At 67.9% G+C, this 22,786-nt stretch carries 20 protein-coding genes and 1 tRNA gene; 6 read left to right on the top strand and 15 right to left on the bottom strand.

Features of this window, described 5'->3' with window-relative positions; all coding sequences use genetic code 11:
* Positions 1-130 precede the first annotated feature (130 nt).
* Together C8K36_RS25065 and C8K36_RS04830 are read left to right on the top strand one after the other, a co-directional pair.
* Positions 131-847 carry a TetR/AcrR family transcriptional regulator gene (locus C8K36_RS25065; protein WP_258195046.1) on the top strand — a complete coding sequence of 239 codons (717 nt, stop codon included), beginning with the start codon at positions 131-133 and terminating at the stop codon, positions 845-847.
* Positions 848-933: 86 nt separating this feature from the next.
* Entirely contained in the window at positions 934-2,436 is a 1,503-nt protein-coding gene (locus C8K36_RS04830; protein ID WP_258195045.1) for an MFS transporter, read from the top strand.
* A gap of 102 nt (positions 2,437-2,538) precedes the next feature.
* Here C8K36_RS04830 and ssb read toward each other — a convergent pair whose 3' ends face one another.
* The 11 genes from ssb to C8K36_RS04775 all read right to left on the bottom strand — a co-directional run bounded on the left by ssb (position 2,539) and on the right by C8K36_RS04775 (position 14,595).
* Positions 2,539-3,021: a single-stranded DNA-binding protein gene (gene ssb / locus C8K36_RS04825; RefSeq protein WP_107983779.1), complete on the bottom strand. Its 483-nt coding sequence runs from the start codon at positions 3,019-3,021 to the stop codon at positions 2,539-2,541.
* Between the two features lie 192 nt (positions 3,022-3,213).
* The gene (locus C8K36_RS04820; RefSeq protein WP_107983223.1) at positions 3,214-5,244 is read right to left on the bottom strand and encodes a cytochrome c oxidase assembly protein; all 2,031 of its coding nucleotides are present in this window, start codon (positions 5,242-5,244) and stop codon (positions 3,214-3,216) included.
* 17 nt (positions 5,245-5,261) lie between these two features.
* Positions 5,262-6,533, bottom strand: coding sequence for a vWA domain-containing protein (locus C8K36_RS04815; protein ID WP_107983222.1), 1,272 nt, complete (start codon positions 6,531-6,533; stop codon positions 5,262-5,264).
* Positions 6,530-7,171, bottom strand: coding sequence for an SRPBCC family protein (locus C8K36_RS04810; RefSeq protein WP_107983221.1), 642 nt, complete (start codon positions 7,169-7,171; stop codon positions 6,530-6,532). The genes C8K36_RS04815 and C8K36_RS04810 overlap by 4 nt, the downstream gene beginning before the upstream one ends.
* A 20-nt stretch (positions 7,172-7,191) precedes the next feature.
* A complete protein-coding gene (locus tag C8K36_RS04805) occupies positions 7,192-8,079 on the bottom strand; it encodes an AAA family ATPase (protein ID WP_107983220.1) in 888 nt (295 codons plus the stop codon).
* Positions 8,076-8,666: a nucleotidyltransferase family protein gene (locus C8K36_RS04800; protein WP_107983219.1), complete on the bottom strand. Its 591-nt coding sequence runs from the start codon at positions 8,664-8,666 to the stop codon at positions 8,076-8,078. The genes C8K36_RS04805 and C8K36_RS04800 overlap by 4 nt, the downstream gene beginning before the upstream one ends.
* Entirely contained in the window at positions 8,657-9,547 is an 891-nt protein-coding gene (locus C8K36_RS04795) for an XdhC family protein (protein ID WP_107983218.1), read from the bottom strand. The genes C8K36_RS04800 and C8K36_RS04795 overlap by 10 nt, the downstream gene beginning before the upstream one ends.
* 13 nt (positions 9,548-9,560) lie before the next feature.
* Complete coding sequence (locus C8K36_RS04790; RefSeq protein ID WP_107983217.1) at positions 9,561-11,978, bottom strand: aerobic carbon-monoxide dehydrogenase large subunit; 2,418 nt, start codon at positions 11,976-11,978, stop codon at positions 9,561-9,563.
* Positions 11,975-12,472: a (2Fe-2S)-binding protein gene (locus C8K36_RS04785; protein WP_107983216.1), complete on the bottom strand. Its 498-nt coding sequence runs from the start codon at positions 12,470-12,472 to the stop codon at positions 11,975-11,977. Before C8K36_RS04785 ends, C8K36_RS04790 begins: the two co-directional genes overlap by 4 nt.
* A gap of 1 nt (position 12,473) precedes the next feature.
* Positions 12,474-13,358 carry an FAD binding domain-containing protein gene (locus C8K36_RS04780; RefSeq protein ID WP_107983215.1) on the bottom strand — a complete coding sequence of 295 codons (885 nt, stop codon included), beginning with the start codon at positions 13,356-13,358 and terminating at the stop codon, positions 12,474-12,476.
* Between the two features lie 109 nt (positions 13,359-13,467).
* Positions 13,468-14,595, bottom strand: coding sequence for an XdhC family protein (locus tag C8K36_RS04775; protein WP_107983778.1), 1,128 nt, complete (start codon positions 14,593-14,595; stop codon positions 13,468-13,470).
* Positions 14,596-14,683: 88 nt separating this feature from the next.
* Here C8K36_RS04775 and C8K36_RS04770 point away from each other — a divergent pair, with 88 nt between their 5' ends.
* The gene (locus tag C8K36_RS04770; RefSeq protein WP_107983214.1) at positions 14,684-15,640 is read left to right on the top strand and encodes a LysR family transcriptional regulator; all 957 of its coding nucleotides are present in this window, start codon (positions 14,684-14,686) and stop codon (positions 15,638-15,640) included.
* 48 nt (positions 15,641-15,688) lie between these two features.
* A tRNA-Arg gene (locus C8K36_RS04765) sits at positions 15,689-15,762 on the top strand.
* Between the two features lie 571 nt (positions 15,763-16,333).
* Here the strand turns inward: C8K36_RS04765 and C8K36_RS04760 are convergent.
* Positions 16,334-17,713 carry a DUF4185 domain-containing protein gene (locus C8K36_RS04760; RefSeq protein WP_181319360.1) on the bottom strand — a complete coding sequence of 460 codons (1,380 nt, stop codon included), beginning with the start codon at positions 17,711-17,713 and terminating at the stop codon, positions 16,334-16,336.
* Positions 17,714-18,055: 342 nt separating this feature from the next.
* Between C8K36_RS04760 and gdhA the strand changes: the two genes are divergently transcribed.
* Positions 18,056-19,399, top strand: coding sequence for an NADP-specific glutamate dehydrogenase (gdhA, locus tag C8K36_RS04755; RefSeq protein WP_181319448.1), 1,344 nt, complete (start codon positions 18,056-18,058; stop codon positions 19,397-19,399).
* 66 nt (positions 19,400-19,465) lie between these two features.
* On the opposite strand, the gene C8K36_RS04750 is transcribed toward gdhA, so the two are convergent.
* Genes C8K36_RS04750 through C8K36_RS04740 form a run of 3 tightly spaced genes read right to left on the bottom strand, consistent with a single transcriptional unit; the run spans position 19,466 to position 21,999 of the window.
* The gene (locus C8K36_RS04750; protein ID WP_107983211.1) at positions 19,466-19,678 is read right to left on the bottom strand and encodes a hypothetical protein; all 213 of its coding nucleotides are present in this window, start codon (positions 19,676-19,678) and stop codon (positions 19,466-19,468) included.
* A gap of 14 nt (positions 19,679-19,692) precedes the next feature.
* Positions 19,693-20,886 carry a fatty acid desaturase family protein gene (locus C8K36_RS04745; RefSeq protein WP_107983210.1) on the bottom strand — a complete coding sequence of 398 codons (1,194 nt, stop codon included), beginning with the start codon at positions 20,884-20,886 and terminating at the stop codon, positions 19,693-19,695.
* A 33-nt stretch (positions 20,887-20,919) separates the two neighbouring features.
* Complete coding sequence (locus tag C8K36_RS04740; RefSeq protein ID WP_258195042.1) at positions 20,920-21,999, bottom strand: ferredoxin reductase; 1,080 nt, start codon at positions 21,997-21,999, stop codon at positions 20,920-20,922.
* Between the two features lie 151 nt (positions 22,000-22,150).
* Here C8K36_RS04740 and C8K36_RS04735 point away from each other — a divergent pair, with 151 nt between their 5' ends.
* Positions 22,151-22,780 carry a TetR family transcriptional regulator gene (locus tag C8K36_RS04735; protein WP_107983208.1) on the top strand — a complete coding sequence of 210 codons (630 nt, stop codon included), beginning with the start codon at positions 22,151-22,153 and terminating at the stop codon, positions 22,778-22,780.
* Positions 22,781-22,786 lie beyond the last annotated feature (6 nt).

Below are 22,786 nucleotides of genomic sequence, written 5' to 3'. Positions count from 1 at the left end.
CAGATCGCGGAGGAAGTGCGCCGGGCCGACATGCGCCGTTTGTCCGACTCGACCGAAATGCCCACTCGCCCTTGTCAAATGAATGTGAACAATGGTTCCGACTGACGGTGATCGGCGCTACGGTGGGGCGGTGTTTCAATCCGCCGCGTCCACCGTGCCGGCCGACGCGCCCGTAGTCGGCGATCGGGCAGTGCGCGCGGATGCGCGCCGCAATCGGGACGCCATCCTGCGGGCAGCGGATCAAGCATTCGGTCAACGCGGTGTCGACGCACAGATGAGCGATGTGGCCCGTCTCGCCGGGCTGGGTGTGGGAACTCTCTACAGGCACTTTCCGACGAAGGAGGCGCTGGTCGACGCGCTGCTGCTCGATCATCTCGAGCACGCCGAGAGTCTCGCGCGAGCCGCGGCGACCGAACCCGATCCATGGACCGGACTCGAGCGATTGATCCTTTCCATCGGCGAGCTCTCGGCGAATCGCTACCTCGCCCAGTTCATGGGCGGGCGTATCAACGGATCCCCGGCGTTGCGGCAGCAACGGCGAACAGTCTTCGAGGTCCTGTCCTGCCTGACCGATGCCGCCAAACGGTCCGGAAAACTCCGGCAGGACGTGGCAGCCACCGATCTCCTGATCATCATCACCACTCTCGCCCGGGCCGGATGGGGAGGGTCCGAACTCGCTCACCGCACCACCGCGCGGCACCTCGGCATCGTCCTCGACGGCCTACGGGCCCCCGCTCCCCGTGCACTGGAGGGCGAACCCCTCTCCCACAACGACATTTCGACTCTCGCCGAGGAATCGGCTCCACGCGACTGCGACGCGTTCCGGCGAGGGCAGCGCGGCCGGTAGCCGCTCCAGATCTCGTTGCCGCCCCGTCCCATCTCACCTCGTACACCGCGGACCATGTCCGCGCCGATCGTAAAGGCGTTCCGCCCGTGACACATTCCGACGCTCGACTCGATCCTCGACGCTGGAAAGCGTTGGTCTTCATCTGCCTCGCCCAGTTGATGGTCGTCCTCGACGGTACGGTCGTGAACATCGCGCTGCCCCATGCCCAAACCGACCTCGGCTTCTCCGACGCCAACCGGCAATGGGTGATCACCGCCTACGCACTGGCCTTCGGTGGCCTGCTGCTGTTCGGCGGCCGCATCTCCGACCTGTGGGGGCGTCGGCGCGCGTTCATGATCGGACTCGTCGGCTTCGCGGCCGCTTCCGCCCTCGGCGGCGCCGCAGCCAATACCGCAATGCTGCTGGGAGCACGCGCCCTGCAGGGCGCGTTCGCCGCACTGCTCGCCCCGGCAGCACTGTCGCTGCTGACGGTGATGTTCACGGAGGCCCGGGAACGCGCGAAAGCCTTCGGCATCTACGGCGCGATCGCCGGCGGCGGGGCCGCGATCGGCCTCATCCTCGGCGGCATTCTCACCGAGTACCTCAACTGGCGGTGGACGCTGTACATCAACGTCTTCATCGCCGCGATCGCCCTCGCCGGGGCCATCTTCGAGATCCGCGAACCGGCCACCGACCGCCACGGCGCCCGACTCGACATCCCCGGCGTCCTGCTCGCGAGCACGGGTCTCGCCGCGGTCGTCTACGGATTCGGCCGGGCCGCCTCCGACGGGTGGTCGGATCCCTGGACCATCGCCACCCTGGTCGCAGCGGTGGTGCTGTTGGTGGTGTTCGTGATGGTGCAACGCCGGGTGGCTTCCCCCCTGCTACCGCTGCGCGTCGTCCTCGACCGCAACCGCGGCGGCGCCTACGCCTCGCTGGGCCTGGCCACCATCGGCATGTTCGGCATGTTCTTGTTCCTCACGTTCTACCTGCAGGTGGTGCACGGCTACAGCCCCGTGGTCGCCGGGGTGGCTTTCCTGCCGATGGTCGTGGGCATGATGATCGGCGCGACGCAGATCGGGGCACGACTGGTGATCAAGGTGCCGCCGCGCCGGCTGATGACACCAGGTTTCCTCGTCGCCGCGATCGGTCTCGCGATCCTCGCTCAGATGAAGGTCGACAGTCCCTATGCCGCTGTCGTGCTGCCCGGGCTGTTTCTCATCGGACTGGGACTCGGCACAGCCTTCATGCCGGCGATGAACCTGGCCACCAACGGTGTCGAGCCACGGGACGCCGGTGTCGCCTCCGCGATGGTCAACACCTCGCAGCAGGTCGGTGGCGCGATCGGCACGGCGCTGCTCAACACCATCGCCACCAGCGCCACCGCCGCCTACATGACTGCACACGCGCAGGAGGCCACCACACCCGAGTCCGGCACGCTCCTCGGACTCGAGGGCATGGTCCATGGGTTCTCGGTGGGAATCTGGCTCGGCGCCGGCATGCTCGTGCTCGCGGCCGCAATCTCGTTCGTCCTCATCAACTTCGGACGCCCTGCTGCCGGGCACCGAGACGGCGACCCGGACACGGCCGTACCGAACTTCGCGCACTGAAAGCCCGCGCTCAGCCCGGCCGTGGCCGCCTCACCCGGCATCGATCACGCCGATCGGGGCGGCACACGGCCGGGGTCTCGTGGACTCGCCGACAGTTGGTGCCTAGCCGACGAGGACACCGAGTCGCTCGTCGACCACCGCGGATTCACCGTCTTCTGCAGGTGCAGGTGCAGGTGCGTCGTCGTCCGATTCCGAACCGTCCGCTGAGAGCGCCGTCCGAGCCCGTCCCGACCGATCGAGCCGGGCGCTGCAGCGCGCGAGATCGGGACCGACCGCCATCGCTCGCATCTCGAGGTCGGAACGCGGATCACCGTCCCGGGTCTTGTACTCGTTGGTGCGCAACTCCCCGTGCGCGATGATCGGATCGCCCTTCATCAGCGACGCCCCCACGCCCTGCACCAGTCGGCGCCAGCAACTCACCGTCAGGTACAGCGTCCCGCCGTCGACCCATTCGCCCGACTCGCGATCGCGCCGGCGGACGTTGCTCGCCATCCGGAAGCTCATCACCTCCTCGCCGGATCCGGTCTCCCGCTTGATCGGATCGGTGATCACAGTGCCCACAACAGTGCCGTGTGTCTCGTACATCGACTCCCCCTTCGCAACGACCGGCGTCCCCCGAAACGGCGAACGCACCGCCCCGAGGAGGCGGTGCGTTCGACTGTGCCGTGAAGGCGAGGCCGATGGTGGGGCCCGAGCGAGATTGTGGATGAACCGAAGTCGTATCCACAGAGGCGCCCGAATCGGGCGCGCACGGGCCGGGTGTGTCGGCGGAGGATGCTACTGGCCGGACTCCCGGTCACGCCGAGCGAGTTCGGCGAACATCGCATTGTGCGCGGCCAGGTCGGCACCGTCATCACGCTCGGCCGCGCGGTCGACGCGCTTGGCGACCTTCTGGTCGCTGCGTGACCACTGCACCAGCAGCGCCAGCATGACGAGGACGAGCGGGACCTCGCCGGTGGCCCACGCGATGGAGCCGCCCAACTGCTGATCGTTCAGCAGATCGGTATTCCACTCGAGGCCCAGCGAACGGTAGAAGGTGGCGCCCATGACCTCGCCCATGCTCATGAGCGCGATGCCGAAGAAGGCGTGGAACGGCAACGATCCGAACACCATCGCCAGCTTCGTGATGGGCTGCAGCTGCCGCGGCGCGGGGTCGACGCCGATCACGACCCAGTAGAAGAGATAACCGCTGAGGATGAAGTGCAGGTTCATCAGCAGGTGCGCGGTGTGGCTGTCGACGTTCGACCCGAAGATGCCACCGAGGTACAGCGCGTAGAAGCCGCCGACGAACAGCACCGACGCCACCAGCGGATGGGTGAGGAACCGGGAGATCGGGCTGTGCAGGAAGGCGAGGAGCCATTCCCGCGGGCCCGGTACGCCGTCCTTGCCGGCCGGGCGCATTGCCCGCAGTGCGAGCGTGAACGGTCCGCCGAGTACCAGTAGAACGGGGGCGAGCATCGACAGCGCCATGTGGGCGCCCATGTGGACGCTGAACATCGCCGGGGCGTACCGGCCGACACCCGACGACGTGCCGATCAGCAGTACCAGGCAGCCGGCGAACCACGCGATGGTCCGCCCCACCGGCCAGCTGTCGCCGCGCTTGCGGAGCGTCCGGAGACCAACGATGTAGAGGATCGCGAGGACGATCGCGGCGGTGCCGAAGATGAGGTCGAAACGCCAGTCCAGCATCAGTTTCGCGAAGGTGGGCGGGCCGTCGAGGTTGTAGCCGAGTTCCACCTCGCTGAGCGTCGGCACCGACGACGGCGGCGGGGGCGGCGTGCGACCGAGGCCGACGGCGATGCCGATGGTCGCCGCGAACACGAGGGCCTCGGCACCCGCGAAGCGGATGAGCGCGCCCCGCGACTCCGGGTCGGCGGCGAGTGCGGGCAACGCGCGTCGACGCTGGAACCAACCGAACACGCCGAGCAGCCCCAGGGCGACGATCTTCGCGACGATCAGGCGCCCGTAGGTGGTGGAGAACAGGTCGTCCAGCGGCACCCGGACCAGCGCGTTGACGACACCGCTGATCGCCATCGCGACGAAGCAGATGGTCGCGACGAACGAGAATCGTCGCGCCGCGACGTCGGTGTACGCACCGCGACGGCGGGAGTGCGCGAGCAGTGCGAACAGTCCGCCCGCCCAGAAGGCGGCGCCGACGAGATGCCAGATGAGGCTGTTGGTGGCGACGTCGTGCGAACCACCCGAGGACGAGTGTCCGGTCAGCGCCAGCGGCATCATCGTCGCTACTCCGAGCAGCAGCAGGAACGGCGTCCACGCCCAGCGCAGCGCGATCCGGCACAGCACCGCGAGGACGACGGCCATGATCGCGGTCCACTGCCACGCGACGGCCGTCTCGACCTGGCCGATCGCCGAGAACAGGTTCGACGGCTTCACGGCCTCGGAGAACGGCTGACCCGACGTGTCCGACAGCGTCAGCGGAATCATGACCACCGCACTCAGCGCCCACACGAACGCCGCGTGCGACGCCGTCCGGATCGCGCGGTAGCCGTCGACGTCGAGCACACCCGTCTTCTGCGGCGGCACCATGAAGGCCGCGAACAGCAAGGAACCGATCGCGATGACCGCGGCGACCTCACTGACGGCACGCAGCGCCGGCAGTCCGTAGGTGGTGAGCGGGCCCGGGTCGGGGATACCCATGAGCACCAGCGCCTGCGACGCCGACATGGCGACCACCAGCGCGGCGACCAGGCCGGCGAAGACGCCGCTGACCGCGAAGAACAGGCCGGAACCGGGACGGGACGAGGGAACGGGAGCGTGCTCGGTCTGCTCACGCACGGGTGTTGCCATGGCTACCAGGGTAGGACCTACGACAATCTGTCGGACTCGTGCCTCACCCGATCCTCGGCGGCCCGGAGTGATCGCGCACCACCGACGATCGCCAGCATCTCCCCCAGCGCCTCCACCGTGTGCGCGGGGAGAAAGTCGTCGCAGTACGGCAGTGCCGCGGCCATCGATCTCGCGACCGGCTCGAAACCCGGTGCGGCGGCGCGGGGATTGAGCCAGACGAGTCGGTGCGCCCGCCGCCCGACCCGCGCCACCGCCCGCGCCAGGTCGGCCGGGTCGTCGCTGTCCCAGCCGTCGGAGGCGATGATCACGACCGCGCCCCGCAGTGCCGCACCATGTGGCGAGGACAACAGTGTGGCGAGACTCCCGGCGATGTGCGTGCCGCCGAATCGGTCGACGACGCGCTCCGTCGCACGCTCTGCCGCAACCTCTGCGCTGCGATGCGCGAGCATCGGCGTCAAGCGAGTGAGCCGAGTCGAGAACGCGAAGACCTCGGCGTCCCCGGCCCGGGACCGGATCACTGCGGCCCGCATCAGATGCAGGTACACGTCGGCGTACCCACGCATCGACCGGCTCACGTCGCACACCAGCACGATCCGGCGCGGGCGCACGCGGGGCCCGGACCGCACCACCCGGATCGGTTCGAACCCCGTTTCCCGGGCGCGGCGCATCGTCGCTCGCAGATCGACCCTGCCGTGGCGGCGGCGTTCGCGGCGACGACTCGGCCGCACGGGCCACCGCCGGCGCGTGTCCTCGAGCCGACGCCCGAGCGCCCGCAGATCCGCGTCGCGAAACCTCTCGAAGGCCTCGGCGGCGAGATCCTCGAGCGGGCTCGGCAGCCGCATCGTGACGCCGAACCCGTCCTGACCCGTCGCGGTGACGTCGTCGGCGGGCACGCCCCCACGCGTCGCCCACGGCAGCGCGGCCACGGACCGTCCGGTCCCCTCGTGCAGCGGCGCACCGGACTCCGCGCGGGTTCGTCCGGTCTGCGTGTCCCGTCCGGCGGAGCGGGCCGCGGGATCGAGCGCGAGGACCGCATCCTCGAACACCGACGTGAACACCGTGTTGAACGGGTCCAGATCGCTCTGCCTGCCGACGAGGGTGACGCGGGCAGCCCAGTAGAGTCGCCGCCGGTCCGTCGGCGGTAGCACCTGCAGCGCCTCGGTGAAACGGCCCGCCCCACTCGCCGACACCGCGATCCCGAACGCTCGGGCCCGCGCGACCAGCGCGACGGCGAACGCCGCCAGATCCACCCCGCGCAGCAGGGGCGCCCGGTGAGGCTGTGGTGTCACCGGCGCAACGACCGCAGGACGGAGAACACGACGGCCGCCGCGAGCGCCGCCGCGATCCACGGCAGTGCCCGGCGTGCGGCCCCGGCTCCGGCCAGGTCGACGAGATCGATGGGCGCGACGTCCGACTCGTCGACCACCGCGGTGAGCGACGTGACGCCGGTCGCCTCGCTGCCTCCGGCCTCCGGTGCCGCTGTCTCCGCCGACAGCCTGTCTTGGAGCGACGACGCGAACTGACCCATCAGCTTCGCGGACACCTGAGCGATCATTCCGCTGCCGAACTGCGCGAGCTTGCCGACCACCTTCATGTCGGTGTCGACCGTCACCCGCGTCGCACCGCCGTCCTCGTGCAGGCGGGCCGTGATCACGGCGGACGCGTTCCCGCTGCCGCGCTTCTCCTTGCCGCGCGCGTCGATCACCGCTGTGTGCGACGCCGCGTCCTTCTCGGTGAAAGCGGCGCGGCCGGCGAACTCGGTCGTGACGGGACCGACCTTGATCTTGACGGTGCCGAGGTAGTCGTCGCCCTCGCGGCCCGTCATCCGCGCGCCCGGCAACAGCGGCGCGATGCCTTCGAGGTCGGTCAGCACGTCCCACGCGCGATCGATGGGCGCGTCGACCGTGAATTCGTCCGCAATCTTCATCGTCGTCCTCTCCTACGGTCTCACCGCTCTGCGTATGCGCTCACCGCGTCGGTGAGCACGGTCCGGTCGTCGGGGGTCTTCGCGATCGCGCCGATGCTCGCGAGCGCAGTGGCGGGTACGAGTTCGGATGCCCCGAGCGCGGCGAGGGCCGAGACCCAGTCGATGGTCTCCGCCACCCCCGGAGCCTTGTCGAGGTCGAGAGTCCGCGCCGCGCGCACGAAGTCGGTGACGCTCGTGATCAGCGGTTCTGCGGCGCCGGGGACGGTGCGCCGCAGGATCGCCGCGGCCCGTGCCGGCTCCGGATAGTCGATCCAGTGGTAGAGACAGCGCCGCCGCAGCGCGTCGTGCAGATCACGGCTGCGATTGGACGTCAGCACGACGATCGGCGGGCGGTCCGCGGCGAACGTACCGATCTCGGGCACCGTCACCGACGCTTCGCCGAGGAACTCGAGCAGCAATGCCTCGAATTCATCGTCGGCGCGGTCGATTTCGTCGATCAGGAGCACCGGCGGCAGTGCCCCGCGATGGCGCACACACCGCAGGATCGGACGTTCGAGCAGGAACCGCTCGGTGAACAGATCCGCTTCCTCGAGTCGCTCACCGCGTGCCTCGGACAGGCGGACGGCCAGCAGTTGGCGCTGGTAGTTCCAGTCGTACAGGGCTTCGTCGGCGGCGAGGCCCTCGTAACACTGCAGGCGCACCAGCGGGGTACCCAACGCGGCGGCGAGTGCCTTGGCCGCAGTCGTCTTCCCCACCCCGGGTTCCCCTTCGAGCAGCAGCGGCCTGCCCAGTCGCAGCGCCAGGAACAGCGCGGTGGCGGTGCCCTCGTCGAGGAGATAGTCCTGAGCGTCGAACCTGCGGATCAGGTCGTCGACGTCGGGAACGATCGCGGTGCCGGCGTCGGTCACGAGGCGTCCCGGTCCTGATCGAGCAGCGCCCGGTACTCATCCCATGTGTCGACGTCGAGGGGGATCCGTCCCTCGGCCGGCACCTCGAACCTCTCGACGTCCTCGCGGTCGAACAGCTTCCATACGGCCTTGTCGCCGTACAGCCGGGCCAGGTCACCGAACACGCCGCGCCCCAACCACAGCGGATGGCCCGGACCGTCGTCGTACCGGCACAGACCGATGTTCTCGAGCCGCCCTCGCGCGACGAGTGCCCGCACCGTCGAGGGGTGCACCCCGGGTTGGTCGCCGAGCATCAGCACGATCCCCGATGCGAGCGGGTCGATTTCCGGCAGCGCGGCTTTCACCGATGCCGAGCAGCCGCTGCCGGCGTCCGGGCAGTGCGTGACGGTGCAACCGCACAGGTTCACGAGATCCTCGATGGCCTCCGCGGAGCCGGGCACCGCCACCAGCAACTGGTGGAATCGGCACGCGCGGGCGACGGTGAGGGTCGCGTCGAGCAGGGTGGCTCCCCGATACGGCAGAAGCTGTTTCGGCCGGCCCAGCCTGCGCGAGGCTCCGGCGGCGAGGACGAGTCCCGTCACGAACATCGCGCACGCTCCTTCTCGTAGGCGCGGCGGCACCCGGGTGCGCAGAACCAGTAGTCCTCGCCGTCGACCTGCAGGTGCGGCGTCTCGGTGTCGACGGTGACGGTCATCCCGCAGACAGGGTCGATCACCGTCAGAGCCGCGTCCCGTTCCGCCGCAACCGTCGTCGGAGCCGAACCCAACTGCTCGACGCGGATCGCACGGACCAGTTCCGCGGCGATCGCCACCGCGATCTCCCCGGGCGTGCGGGCGCCGATCGCCAGCCCTGCCGGGGTGTGCACCACCGCACGTTCCACAGCGTCGAGTTCGAGTTCGTCGAGGATCGCGGCGCCGCGCTTACTGCTCGCGACCAGCCCGACGTATCCGGCACCACCGGCGAGTGCTTCACGGATCACCGTGGGTTCGTCGCCGCCGAGACTGGCGACGATCACGGCGGCCTCCCCGCCGTCGGCGGCCGTCCCGCGGCAGACGTCGACGTCGAGCAGGCCGAGCACTCGGGCGACGGCGTCGGCGACGGGCGTCGCACCGACTACCCGCACGATCGGGGCGGGCAGACGCGGCTCGAGGAAGATCTCCATCGCCCCGCCGGACAGGCACGGGTTCACGACCACCTGGGCGCCGGGCACGTCGGGGTACCCGGGCCCGTCGTCGGGCAGAATCCGCAGCAGGACGCTCTCCCCCGTCTCGAGCGCGTCGATCGCAGCCTGACGTACCGAGTTCTGCGCACAGTGACCGCCGACGAAACCCTCGATCGTGCCGTCCGGCAACACGATCGCGCGGTCACCCGACCTCGTCGATGTCGGCTGCTGCGCACGCACCACCGTTGCGCGGACGAACGGCCTACGCTCGTCCGCCAGTTCCGCGGCGCGCGCTGTCAGGTCCATGCGAACTCCTTGCTCAGATCGGCGGGGTTGCGCGACCCTGCATCGCCTCCCACACCCTCGACGGCGTCAACGGCATGTCGGCGTGCCGCACCCCGAACGGTTTCAACGCGTCGAGGACGGCATTCACCACGGCCGGTGGTGAACCCACGGTGGCGCTCTCCCCGATCCCCTTGGCACCGATCGGATGGTGCGGCGACGGAGTCACCGTGAAGCCGGTTTCGAGGCGCGGCACCTCGAGTGCGGTCGGGATCAGGTAGTCCATGAACGAGCCACCGAGACAGTTGCCGTCCTCGTCGAATGCGACGATCTCCATGAGCGCCATGCCGATTCCGTCGGTGATGCCGCCGTGCACCTGCCCCTCGATGATCATCGGGTTGATGCGGGTACCGCAGTCGTCGACGGCGAGGAAGCGGCGCACGGTCACGTGCCCGGTGCCTGGATCGATGTCGACGACACAGAAGTAGGCGCCGTACGGGTAGGTGAGATTCTCGGGGTTGTAACAGATCTGGGCCTCCAGGCCGCCCTCGAGACCGTCCGGGAGATCTCCGGCCCCGTACGAACGCATCGCGATGTCCTGGATCGTGACGGCGGCGGACGGGTCGCCCTTCACCTGGAAGGCACCGCCGTGGTCGTCGTCCTTCACCCATTCCAGGTCCGCCACCGACACCTCGAGCATGCCCGACGCGATGATCCGCGCCTTGTCCCGAACCTTGCGCGCCACCAGTGCCGCCGCCGCGCCGGACACCGGCGTCGACCGACTGCCGTACGTGCCGAGCCCGAAGGGGGTGTTGTCGGTGTCGCCGTGGACCACGTCGATGTCGTCGGGCGGGATCCCGAGTTCCTCGGCGACGATCTGCGCGAACGTAGTTTCATGCCCCTGCCCCTGGGACTGCACCGAGATCCGGACGACGGCCTTGCCGGTGGGGTGGACGGTGAGCTCGCAGCCGTCGGCCATGCCGAGCCCGAGAATGTCCATGTCCTTGCGCGGGCCGGCGCCGACGGCCTCGGTGAAGAACGACATCCCGATGCCCATCAGCTCGCCGCGCTCGCGCCGTTCGGCCTGCTCGCGGCGCAGGGTGTCGTAGCCGACCATGTCCATGGCCTTGCGCATCGTGGTCGCGTAGTCGCCGGAGTCGTACTGCCATCCGGTCTTCGACGTGTACGGAAACTGTTCCGGCCGCAGCAGATTTCGCAGTCTCAGCTCCGCCGGGTCCATCTCGAGGTCGAACGCGAGACAGTCGACCAGTCGCTCGACGAGATACACGGCCTCGGTGATACGGAACGAGCACGCGTACGCGACGCCGCCGGGTGCCTTGTTCGTGTAGACCGCGGTCATGTGGCAGTACGCGGCCTCGAGGTCGTAGCTTCCGGTGAACACCCCGAAGAAGCCGGCCGGATACTTCACCGGCGACGCCGTGCCGTTGAAAGCGCCGTGGTCGGCGAGGACGTCGGTGCGGATCGCGAGGATCTTGCCCTCCGACGTCGCGGCGATCTCGCCGATCATGATGTAGTCCCGCGCGAAGCCGGTGCTGGTGAGGTTCTCGCTGCGGTCCTCCATCCACTTCACGGGCTTGCCGGTGAGCAGCGACCCGACGATCGCGCACACATAACCCGGATAGATCGGTACCTTGTTGCCGAAGCCGCCACCGATGTCCGGTGAGACCACCCGGATCTTGTGTTCGGGTAGCCCCGCCACCAGGGCGTACAGCGTCCGATGAGCGTGTGGCGCCTGGCTCGTCGACCACAGAGTGAGCTTGCCGTCCACCGCGTCGTAATCCGCGACCGCGCCGCACGTCTCCATCGGCGCGGGATGCACACGCGGATAGACGATCTCCTGGCGCAGCACGACATCGGCCTGCGCGAACACGGCGTCGGTGGCAGCGGAATCGCCGGTCTCCCAGTCGAAGCAGTGATTGTCGGCCTTGCCGTCGAGGTCGGTGCGGATGACGGGGGCGTCGGGCGAGAGCGCTGTCCGGGCGTCGATCACCGGGTCGAGGATCTCGTACTCGACGTCGATGAGTTCGAGGGCGTCGCGCGCCGAATACCGGTCCTCGGCGACCACGAACGCGACCTCCTGCCCCTGGAAGCGCACCTTGTCCGTCGCGAGCACCGCCTGCACGTCGTTCGACAGCGTCGGCATCCACGCCAGGCCCTTCTCGGCCAGGTCGGCTCCCGTGACGACCGCGGCGACCTTCGGGTGCGCCTGCGCCGCAGTGACGTCCACCCGCACGACCCGTGCGTGCGCGACCGGCGAACGGAGAATCGCCAGGTGCAGCATGCCCGGTAGCTGGACGTCGTCGACATAACGGCCCCGGCCCCGGATGAACCGCGGGTCCTCCTTGCGGAGCATGCGGCCGTGTCCGCACGGCTTGCCGTCGTTGGAGACACGCTCATCGGCGTCGCTGTCCGGAACCTCCTCGAGCGCGGTCACGACGCGCCTCCCGTCGTCACCGTGTCGGTGGTCGCGCCGCCATGCTCGGCCGCCCAGCGGACCGACCGGACGATCGTGGTGTAGCCGGTGCAGCGGCAGATCTGACCCGAGATGGCCTCACGGATGGTCTGCTCGTCGGGGTCCGGATCACGGTCGAGCAGCGCTCGCGCGGTGATCATCATGCCGGGTGTGCAGAACCCGCACTGCAGGCCGTGACACTGCATGAAGCCCTCCTGCACCGGGTCGAGGACGCCGTCGGTGGCCAGCCCCTCCACGGTGCGGACCTCACGCCCGCCGGCCATCACGGCGAGCATGGTGCACGACTTCACCGGCTCACCGTCCACCGAGACCACGCACGTGCCGCAGTTACTGGTGTCGCAGCCCCAGTGCGTCCCGGTCAGGCCCAGCCGGTCCCGCAGGAAGTGCACCAGCAACAGACGCGGTTCCACATCGTCGGTGACCTCCGTGCCGTTGACCGTCATCGTCACCTGCATGTCACGACTCCGTCCGTCCGTTGCGTGCTCGTTCGGCGGCCGTCCGCAACGACCGAACGGTCAGTTCCCCTGCAAGATGCCGCTTGTAGGCGGCGGTCCCACGCGAGTCGGTGACGGGATCGCATGCCTGCCCGGCCAGTTCGCCGGCGCGCCGGAAGTTGTCCTCGTCGGCCGGTTGTCCTCGCAGCACGTCCCCGATGTCGGCCAGCCGATCCGCGTCCGGCACCACCGCGGTGAGCCCGAGTCGCGCCTCCCCGACCCGGTCGCCGTCCAGTCGGATCGCGGCGCCCGCGGCGGCGATCGCCCAATCACCGACCCGCCGTTCCACTTTCGTGTAGGCACTCGATCCCGACGGCACTCGCGGAATCCGAATTTCCGTCAGGATCTCGTTGCTGCGGACCGCGGTCTCGTACGGGCCGACGAGGAACTCGTCCATCGGCACCTCCCGCACCCCGGTCGGCCCCCGGATCACGCACACGGCGCCGACCACCGAGCACACCGTCGTCAGGTCCTCGGCCGGATCCGCCTGGCACAGCGAACCGCCGATGGTGCCGCGGTTGCGGACCACCGGGTCGGCGATCACCCGCTCGGCGTCCCGGAAGATCGGGAACAGCGCGGCCAGGTCGTCGGATTCGAGGATCTGCCGATGGCGGGCCATCGCCCCGATCCGAACCTCACCCGATTCGACGGTGATATGACCGAGTTCGCCGACGAGGTCGTTGATGTCGATGAGGTACTCGGGATTCGCGAGCCGCAGCTTCATCATCGGCAGCAGACTGTGGCCGCCCGCTACTATCCTCGCCTCGTCGCCCAGGCGATCCAGCAGCGCGATCGCGTTCTCGACGTCGGTGGCACGCTCATATTCGAACAGTCCCGGAACCTGCATAGTGGCACTCCTCACAGCACCGGATACCTTCCAGCGTGTGCCCGGTCCGGTCGAGCGTCAAGCGCGATTCAGCGAATCCTTGATTCCGGCGCCGAATCGGTCGTCCCGATCATCCGGTTTTCTCGTGATGAATGCGTCCGCGCAGGTCACGCAGGGGCAACCCGCCTCCGCCCCAGCGCCGCGCGATGATCTCGGCGGCGATCGACACCGCGGTCTCCTCGGGGGTCCGGGCGCCCAGGTCCAATCCGATCGGACTCGACAGCCGGGACAGTTCGGCCTCCGTGAGACCGGCCTGACGCAGACGGTCCACGCGGTCGAGGTGCGTGCGCTGCGAGCCCATCGCCCCCACGAACCCGACCTCCGGGAGCCGAAGCGCGACCTCGAGCAGCGGGACGTCGAACTTGGGGTCGTGGGTGAGCACACAGATCACGGTGCGGCCGTCGATCGTGCCCGCCTCCGACTGCGCCGCCAGGTAGCGGTGCGGCCAGTCGACCACCACCTCGTCGGCGGTCGGGAACCGTGTCGCGGTGGCGAACACCTCCCGCGCGTCACACACAGTCACCCGGTAGCCGAGGAACGCGCCCTGCCGGGCGACCGCGGCCGCGAAGTCGATCGCCCCGAACACCAGCATCCGCGGCGGCGGTGCATAGCTGGAGACGAACACCCGCAACCCCTCGCCGCGGCGCTGCCCGTCCGGCCCGTACCCCAGCACCGCCGTCCGGCCCGCCGCGAGCAGGCCCCGCCCGTCGTCGGTGACCGCATGGTCCGCACGCTCGGAACCCAGTGTCCCCGTCGTCCCGTCGGGACGGACCACCAGATGCCGACCGACGCGCGCGGGGTCGGCATGTTCGACGACCGTGGCCACTGCCACCGGTCGTCGCGCCTCGATGTCCGCGGCGACGTCGCCGAGCTCCGGGAACGTGATGCGGGAGACGGATTCGACGAAGACGTCCAGGATTCCGCCGCACGTGAGACCCACCGCGAAGGCATCGTCGTCGGTCACGCCGTAACGCTCGAGCACCGGCGTGCCGGTCTCGACCACCTCCGCCGCCAGTTCGTACACCGCGCCCTCGACGCACCCACCGGAGACGGACCCGGACACGCGGCCGTCCGGCGCGACCACCATCGCCGCGCCCGGGGCCCGCGGCGCGGAGTGGAAGGTGGCTACCACGGTGGCGAGCCCGGCCGACTCGTCCGCACGCCAGATTGCGAGCAGATCGGACAGGACGTCGCGCATCGCATCAGCCTCCAGCCCCGGCCGTCGCCGCAGGTGAGACCGGTCCATTCGCAGATGTCGATCTTTCTCCGCCCGTACCCTCGTGGGGGTGACACCCGCTCAACTGCGAGCCTATTCCGCGGTGGTGCGGCTCGGATCGGTTCGAGCGGCAGCGCGTGAATTGGGCATGACCGATTCGGGCGTCTCCATGCATATCGCCCAGCTCCGCAAAGAGCTCGACGATCCCCTCTACTGCCGACGGCCGTCGGGCCTGGCCTTCACGCCGGGCGGACTGCGCCTCGCGAGCCGGGCCGTCGAGATCCTCGGTCTGCAACAGCAGACGGCGCTCGAGGTCAGCCAGGCCGGCCGCGGACGGCGCCTGTTGCGTCTGGCCGCCTCTCCCCTGTTTGCCGAGCACGCCGCGCCGGGACTGATCAATCTGTTCGCGGGGCGGGCGAAGGATCTGTCGGTGGAACTGAGTGTCCATCCGGTCCGCCAGTTCGCGAGCCTGATCGCATCCCGGGCCGTCGACGTCGCGCTCGGACCGCGGATCGCCGGCATCTCCGAACCGCTGTGCGTCCATCCGTTCCTGCAGTACGAGGTGCTCACCGTGTGCGCGCCGGACAACCCCCTGGTCCACACCCGGCCCGCCCGCAACACCCTGCGCAAGCAGAACTGGTTTCTCGGTCCGGCGGCGGCGGGCGGAGAGGGCGCTACCCGCCACCTGCTGCGGGCCCTCGACATTCCCCGCGAACGCCAGCGGATCTTCCAGAGCGACGCGGCGGCCCTCGACGCGGTGCGACGGTCACCCTCCCTCGGGATCGCACTCGGGTTCTCCGTCAACGACGAACTCGCCTCCGGCACGCTCGCCCTCGTCGACGGCCACGACTTGCGCGGCACCGGCGAATGGTGCGCCACCACACTGCAACACCAGCAACTCCAGCCCGCCGCCTCGGAACTCCTGCACTTCGTCAGCACACCCCGCTGCATCCAGGCGATGATCCGCGGCACCGGTGTCGAGGCCACACACTTCAAACCCAAGGTGCACGTCACACTGTGGAGCTGACCCCGGATGCACGAATCACACCGATTCAGCGGGTATGCTCTTGCCCGCGCCTCCGTAGCTCAGTTGGATAGAGCAAGAGCCTTCTAATCTCTAGGTCGCAGGTTCGATTCCTGCCGGGGGCACTTCAGAGGGTGCGTTCACAGGAAAGCCCGACCGGATTCGTTTACCGCGTGGCCGAAAGCTCCGGCGACCACCGCTCGAGTCCGCCTCGCGTCATGCATCTGTCCGCAGCGTGACATCTCCGGCATTAGCGGCTAGCTTTTCGGCGTCCGGTAGATATCGCCGTGCAGCCACTTTCCCGTGAAGGAGTTAGCTATGGGTTCGTTATCCGAGTTCACGCTGGTCGAGAACATTGCGGGTTTTGTGAGCTGGGCTTTCGGAAGTCTCGTTCTCCTCGGCCTCGCCGGTGCACTGACCTCTGCTAGCTGACTGCAGGCGCTGGACCATTTCGTTTCTGCCGTGACGTCGGCGTCGGGCTGATGCGTCTCCGGACGCGCGGCCTGATCGCGAAGAGCCCGGACGCGGGGCCCCATGAGCGCCACGAACGAACGACGCATGCACATCCCCTCGGCTGTCCGATCAGAGACCCTGGATCGCCGAAACCTGGCACCCACAGCGCGATTTCGACGTGAATCGCGAACGGCCCGCCCCCGGATACCAGGGACGGGCCGCGTCGTCACGAACTCAGTGTGCTCACTCCGGACTCTCGACGAATCCCTCGGGAGTCTGGAAGCCGTCGAGCCGCTGCTCACCGGTGACCGCCGGGTCGGGGCGATCGACCGTGTCGGTGGACGCAATCTGCATGCCACTCAGGTCGGCCTTCATGTAGATCACGTTGTAGCGGTCCCACGTGGTCAACACGAAGTAGAGGTTCTTGTCGCCGTTCTTGTTGGACCACGGATGCATGAACCCGCCGTACAGCGACGGCAGTGCGGCCGAACCGATCAACGTCTGCGTGCCACTCCAGTTGATCAGATCCGACGACTGACGGATCTTCAAACCACCCAGATCGGTGTACATGGCGACGTACTTGTTCAAGTACGGATTCCACTGCACCGACAGTTCACTGACGTTGCCCCGGATCACCGGAACGGCGTCGGCGATGTTCTGACTCCACCCCGTGTTGGTCCGGTACTCGTAGGCACCCAGATTTCGGATGTCCGACTTGGGTACACGTGCGAGACGCGCCTCCCCGGATCGACCTGAGGGAGTGCCGAACTCGTAGATGTAGTTGCTGTCGGCACCCCGTCCGGGAACGAAGGCGCTCATCTGCCAGTCGAAGTTGCGCTCCGAGAGCGCGGGTACCTCGACGGGGAGGGTGACGGGGAGGTTGAGTCGAACGGTGGCGGGGTCCGTGATCCAGCTCTCGCCGTTGTCGCCCGAGTAGGCGAGCCCGGAGTAGTTGGTGGTCCACTCGCCCGGTTTGTCCCACGAGCGGACGGACATCCAACGGACGTACTGCGTTCCGTCGACGGCGACGCCACCGGTCGGAATGACGGTGAACTCAGGGTTGGCCAGCTCTCCGGGCCCATTCGAAATCAGGCCCTTGATGACCTGCCTCGAGAAGTTCTCCACCGGAGGCAGAGCCATCGGCGAGTTGTCGATCCGCATGCCGTCGGCCAGCGATGCGTCATCACTGCGGAACAGGACGTTGCTGCGCCACTGATCGCCCTCGATGCCGCAGTCGCCGACGGTGTCGCCGAAGGCCATCAGAACTTCCCCGGCTCCGTTGTCCCACATGATCCCGAGGTCGGTGCCGGCGACACTGAAGCGGTTGATCGTGTTGTTGGGGCTGCCCGGCCCCGTGACCATTTCGAGCGCCTTGGTCTTACCGGTCAGCACCGGCAGTGCGCCGTTCGGCGCACCCGTGATCCAGGGCAGCGAATTGGCCAACGAGCCTGTCGCGCTACCCAAACTCCCGGCGCCGAGGCTCCCCAAGCTGCCCGAACTCCCCCCGCCCTGACCGCACGGCCCCCCTGCGGCGGTTGCCGGCGTCGCCATCGCAACCGACAGACCCGCGGTGACCGCGGCGGCAGACAGCGCTGCGGCCCATCTCCGATTTGTCCCTCTCACAGACTGTTCCCCTTTCAGCAGGACGAGGGAGCCAACCCGAAAGCGGCCCGACCGCTGTATCCCCCGAGGACGTGCGTTTACCAATGACCAAACCATGAAAACCCACAGGACGCGTGTTTCTGGTGGGACTGCTGTGAAAATTGAGCTCCAACCGAGACCCCGCCTGGCGGCCGACAACGTCGGCGACCCACCCCGGCCCCCCGATCTTCGCAAACGTGTAACACGATGTTCACACGTGGCTAATCTCACTTTCCGCAGGTAACCGTCGAAGTGTAGGCCCTGTGCGGACTATCGTGTAACGGAAAGATTAATAAGTTCTCACGGGAAACAGGTAGGTGAATGTTGTCTGTACGCGACCGCGTTGAGGAGATCTACAAGCAGGTCCTGCTCCGCAATGCCGGCGAGCCCGAGTTCCATCAGGCGGTCGCCGAGGTCTTCGAGTCCCTCACCGTGGTGCTCGATCGTCACCCCAACTACGCCGACAGCGCTCTGATCGAGCGCCTGTGCGAGCCCGAGCGGCAGATCATCTTCCGCGTCCCGTGGCAGGACGACAACGGCAACATTCACGTCAACCGTGGCTTCCGGGTGCAGTACAACAGCGTGCTCGGCCCCTACAAGGGCGGCCTGCGCTTCCACCCGAGCGTCAATCTCGGCATCGTCAAGTTCCTCGGCTTCGAGCAGATCTTCAAGAACTCCCTGACCGGCCTGCCCATCGGCGGCGGCAAGGGCGGCTCCGACTTCGACCCCAAGGGCAAGTCCGAGTCCGAGATCATGCGCTTCTGCCAGTCGTTCATGACCGAACTGCAGCGCCACATCGGCGAGTACACCGACGTTCCCGCCGGTGACATCGGTGTCGGCGGCCGCGAAATCGGCTACCTGTTCGGCCAGTACAAGCGCCTCAACAACTCCTACGAGTCGGGTGTCCTCACGGGCAAGGGCCTCACCTGGGGCGGCTCGATGGTCCGCAAGGAGGCCACCGGCTACGGTGCCGCGTACTTCGTCGCCGAGATGATGGCCGCCAAGGGCGATTCCGTCGAGGGCAAGAAGGCCGTCGTGTCCGGTTCGGGCAACGTCGCGATCTACGCCATCAAGAAGCTCCACCAGCTCGGCGGCACGGCCATCGCCTGCTCCGACTCCTCGGGCTACATCGTCGACAACAACGGCATCGACCTCGACCTCCTCAAGGAGATCAAAGAGGTCCGTCGCGGCCGCATCTCCGAGTACGTCGACGAGCGTCCCGACGCCCAGTACTTCCCGGGTGGCAACATCTGGAATGTGCCGTGTGACATCGCACTGCCGTGTGCCACGCAGAACGAGCTGGACGACGTCTCGGCGAAGTCCCTGGTCAACAACGGCGTCAAGGCTGTCGCCGAGGGCGCCAACATGCCCACCACGCCGGGCGGCATCGCGGTGTTCCGCGAGGCCGGTGTCGGGTTCGCTCCGGGCAAGGCCGCCAACGCCGGTGGTGTCGCCACCTCCGCGCTGGAGATGCAGCAGAACGCTTCGCGTGACTCCTGGGACTTCGACTACACCGACGCGCGTCTCGAGAAGATCATGCGCGGCATCCACGAGCGTTGCATCAACACCGCCGCCGAGTACGGCAAGCCGGGCGACTACGTCCTGGGCGCCAACATCGCCGGCTTCGTGAAGGTCGCCGACGCCATGTTCGCCATGGGCGTCATCTGATCTCTCCGTACACGGAATCGGGCCCGGCACCTTCACAGGTGCCGGGCCCGATTTCTTTGTACCGCTTCAGCTCTCGTCGGTCGCTGTCCGCTCCCGATCCTCGCGAGCCTTCTGCGCCGCCTCACGCATCTCGATGCCGTCGGTGATCCAGTCCCCCACCTCCCGCGTGACGTCCCGGACGGCGCCCGCGATGATCACCGCGATCTTGCCGACGTGTGTGGCCGCGGACTCGGTGAGTTCCTGCACCGTGTCCTTGCTTCGCTCGAACTTCCCCACCATGTTCGACGTGCCTCTCATGCAGCGGTTTTCCGACGCTCGACGATAACACCGCTCACCGGCACCCGGCCGACGAGCGAGGGCGGCAGCGCCAACCGGAAGATCTTGGCCCACACGCTGCCGATCTGCCGGAAGAAGCCACCGGTGTTGTAGGGCAGGCCGTAGCGCTCGCACAGCTCCCGAACTCGCGGTGCCATCTCCGGGTACCGATGGGCCGGGATGTCCGGGAACAGGTGGTGCTCGATCTGATGTGACAGGTTGCCGGACATGATGTGGAACAACGGGCTTCCGGAGATGTTCGCACTACCGAGCATCTGACGCAGATACCATTGACCGCGCGTCTCGTCGGCGGTCTCGTCCTCGGTGAAACTCTGTACCCCGGAGGGGAAATGGCCGCAGAAGATGATCGAGTACGCCCACACGTTTCGAACCACGTTCGCGGTCGCGTTCCCGAGTAACGTCGAGACGAACAGCGGGCCCGACAGTGCCGGGAACAGCACGTAATCCTTGAGCACCTGTCGTCCGGCCTTGCGCCACCACCCCTGCACCAGCGGTTTGACGTCGACCCAGTTCCGCTTTCCCTGGACCACGTTCTCGGCCTCGAGGTCGTGCAGCATCACGCCCCACTCGAACAGGAACATCAGCGCCGTCGCATAGACCGGATTGCCCAGGTAATAGGGGTTCCAGCGCTGGGTCTCGTCCATCCGCAGGATGCCGTAGCCGATGTCTCGATCGCGGCCGACGATATTGGTGAACGTGTGGTGCAGGTAGTTGTGCGAGTGCTTCCACTGATCCGCCGGACACACGGTGTCCCACTCGAACACCCGCGAGTTCAGTCCTGGTTCACGCATCCAGTCGTACTGACCGTGCATGACATTGTGCCCGATCTCCATGTTGTCGAGGATCTTCGAGATCGACAGTGCCCCGACGCCCGCGAGCCAGAACGGTGGCAGGAACCCGAGGTACATGAGACCGCGGCCCGCCACCTCGAAGCCGCGCTGCGCCTTGATGATCCGATAGATGTACTCGCGATCGGCGGCGCCGAGATCGGCGACCACCTCGGCGCGGAGCGCGTCGAGTTCTCGGCCGAGTTCCTCGACGTCGTCGTAGCCGATGACCGACAGTTCGGCACCGGGCCGATCGATGTCACGCGTGCCGAACCGCAGGAACCCGGGTATCGGCAGGAAGCTGGGAACGCTGATTCCGAACATGGTTTCTCCTCCTGGTCGTGGCGGCCGGCGTGGTCAGACGTCGATCTCGACGTCGCCGACCGGCGCGGAGATGCACAGCTGGATCGACTGATCCGGGTCGTCGTGTGTTTCGCCGGTGCGAACGTTGCGGGTGCGCCCTGACCGTTTGACCGCGGTGCAGGAGAAGCAAATTCCCATCCGGCAGCCGTACTCGGGCTGCAGGCCCGCCGCCTCCGCCTGCTCGAGCAGGCTGGTCCCGGTGTTCTCCGTCGTCACGCCGCTGCGGGTAAACGACACAGCACCACCTGTCGGGCCGACCGGTTCCGGAGACGCGATTCGAAACTGTTCAGTGTGCATGCGTTCACCGAATCCGCGGAGGTCCAGATGCTCCCGCAACGCCGCGGAGAGCGTGTCCGGTCCGCACACGAACACCTCCGATTCCGGCCCGAACCACGGTGCGACGTCGTCGAGGTGCTCGCGATCGAACCTCCCCTCGGCCGACGTCTCGACGATGCGGACGTCGAGGCCGCCGTGTGCCTGACCGAGCGACCGCAGTTCACCGAGCACCGGGACGTCGTCGAGCGTGCGCGCGTAGTGCAGGAAGGCGATCCGGCCGACGAAACCCTCGTCGACGAGGGTGCGCAGCATCGCCAGTACCGGCGTGATGCCGCTGCCGCCGCTGACGAGGACGATCTCCCGTGGCCGCGGCTGCGGGAGCGCGAATTCTCCTGCAGCGGTAGATAGGTCGACCACCATCCCCTCGTTTGCGTGGCGGACGAGATATTGCGACACCAGGCCACCCGGATGCGCACGCACGATCAACTCGATCGCATCGCTGCGCTCCGAACCGGTCGGCGAGTAGCAGCGGGTGTGACGAACCCCGTCGATCACGACACCGACCTGCACGAACTGCCCGGCGACGTACCCCCGCCAGTGGCGCGTGGGACGCAATCCGAGCACGACCGAATCCGGCGTCGGGCGCGCTACCCGCACGACGCGGGCGCGCATCTCGCGCGCTGTCGCCATCGGGTCCAGCAGTTCGAGATAGCGGTCGACGGCGTGGGGTGTAGCGAGCGCCTCGAACAGCGACAGCAGCCGTCGACGCCTCGGTCGCGTGGGGGAACTCGTCGTCATGATCATCTCCTTACGAGAGATTTTCAGTGCACACTCGTACACTCATTAGTGTGAACGCCGTTACCCCATACCTGTCAATCCCGGAGAAACGTGACACCGGTCACTTGCCGGTTGCGTCGGGCGGTCGATACCGGTGCCTACACTCGACGCCGTGACCGAACCGGTGGAGACGCGCGCGCAGCGCAAGGAGCGCACGCGGCAGGCGCTACTGGACCGGGCGCTCGAACTACACGCCGACCGCAGCTTCGCGAGTGTGAGCCTGCGCGAGGTCGCGCGTGCCGCCGGCATCGTGCCCACGGCCTTCTACCGCCATTTCGCGTCGATGGACGAACTCGGCGTCGCGCTGGCCGAGGACAGCATGCGGGTGCTCCGGCGGATGCTGCGCGACGCCCGACGCACGCCGAGCACCAAGAATGCGCAGGCGTCGCTCGAGATCCTCGTCCGACAGGTGCGCGCCCACGAGGCCGAGTTCCGATTCGTCGTCCACGAACGCTACGGCGGGGTGCCGGAGGTCCGGCGCGCGATCGCCACCGAGCTGCGCCTGTTCGTCAGCGAACTCACGATCGACCTCGGACGCCTGCCGGCGCTGGCCGACTGGGACGTCGAGGATCTCGAGATGGCCGCCGATCTCATCGTGCAGGCAATGCTCGCGGCGGTCGCCGACCTGCTGGATGTCACCCGCCCCGGATCCGCCGACGAACGCGCGGTGATCTTGCGCGCAGAGAAGCAACTACGCCTGGTCATGCTCGGCATCGGCGGCTGGAAACCCGCGCACACGTAGCGGTTC

Origin of the sequence: Rhodococcus sp. OK519 (assembly GCF_003051005.1) — a bacterium.
GTDB lineage: Bacteria > Actinomycetota > Actinomycetes > Mycobacteriales > Mycobacteriaceae > Prescottella.
The sequence above is the reverse complement of the archived record's forward strand: the minus strand, read 5'-3'. Positions and strand labels throughout refer to the sequence as shown.

What these genes read in the sequence shown, in the direction of transcription:
- ssb (WP_107983779.1), bottom strand. Translation starts at nt 3,021, where the DNA reads ATGTACGAGACACACGGCACTGTTGTGGGCACTGTGATCACCGATCCG.
- C8K36_RS04820 (WP_107983223.1), bottom strand. Translation starts at nt 5,244, where the DNA reads ATGGCAACACCCGTGCGTGAGCAGACCGAGCACGCTCCCGTTCCCTCG.
- C8K36_RS04810 (WP_107983221.1), bottom strand. Translation starts at nt 7,171, where the DNA reads ATGAAGATTGCGGACGAATTCACGGTCGACGCGCCCATCGATCGCGCG.
- C8K36_RS04800 (WP_107983219.1), bottom strand. Translation starts at nt 8,666, where the DNA reads ATGTTCGTGACGGGACTCGTCCTCGCCGCCGGAGCCTCGCGCAGGCTG.
- C8K36_RS04795 (WP_107983218.1), bottom strand. Translation starts at nt 9,547, where the DNA reads ATGGACCTGACAGCGCGCGCCGCGGAACTGGCGGACGAGCGTAGGCCG.
- C8K36_RS04785 (WP_107983216.1), bottom strand. Translation starts at nt 12,472, where the DNA reads ATGCAGGTGACGATGACGGTCAACGGCACGGAGGTCACCGACGATGTG.
- C8K36_RS04780 (WP_107983215.1), bottom strand. Translation starts at nt 13,358, where the DNA reads ATGCAGGTTCCGGGACTGTTCGAATATGAGCGTGCCACCGACGTCGAG.
- C8K36_RS04775 (WP_107983778.1), bottom strand. Translation starts at nt 14,595, where the DNA reads ATGCGCGACGTCCTGTCCGATCTGCTCGCAATCTGGCGTGCGGACGAG.
- C8K36_RS04750 (WP_107983211.1), bottom strand. Translation starts at nt 19,678, where the DNA reads ATGGTGGGGAAGTTCGAGCGAAGCAAGGACACGGTGCAGGAACTCACC.
- C8K36_RS04745 (WP_107983210.1), bottom strand. Translation starts at nt 20,886, where the DNA reads ATGTTCGGAATCAGCGTTCCCAGCTTCCTGCCGATACCCGGGTTCCTG.
- C8K36_RS04740 (WP_258195042.1), bottom strand. Translation starts at nt 21,999, where the DNA reads ATGACGACGAGTTCCCCCACGCGACCGAGGCGTCGACGGCTGCTGTCG.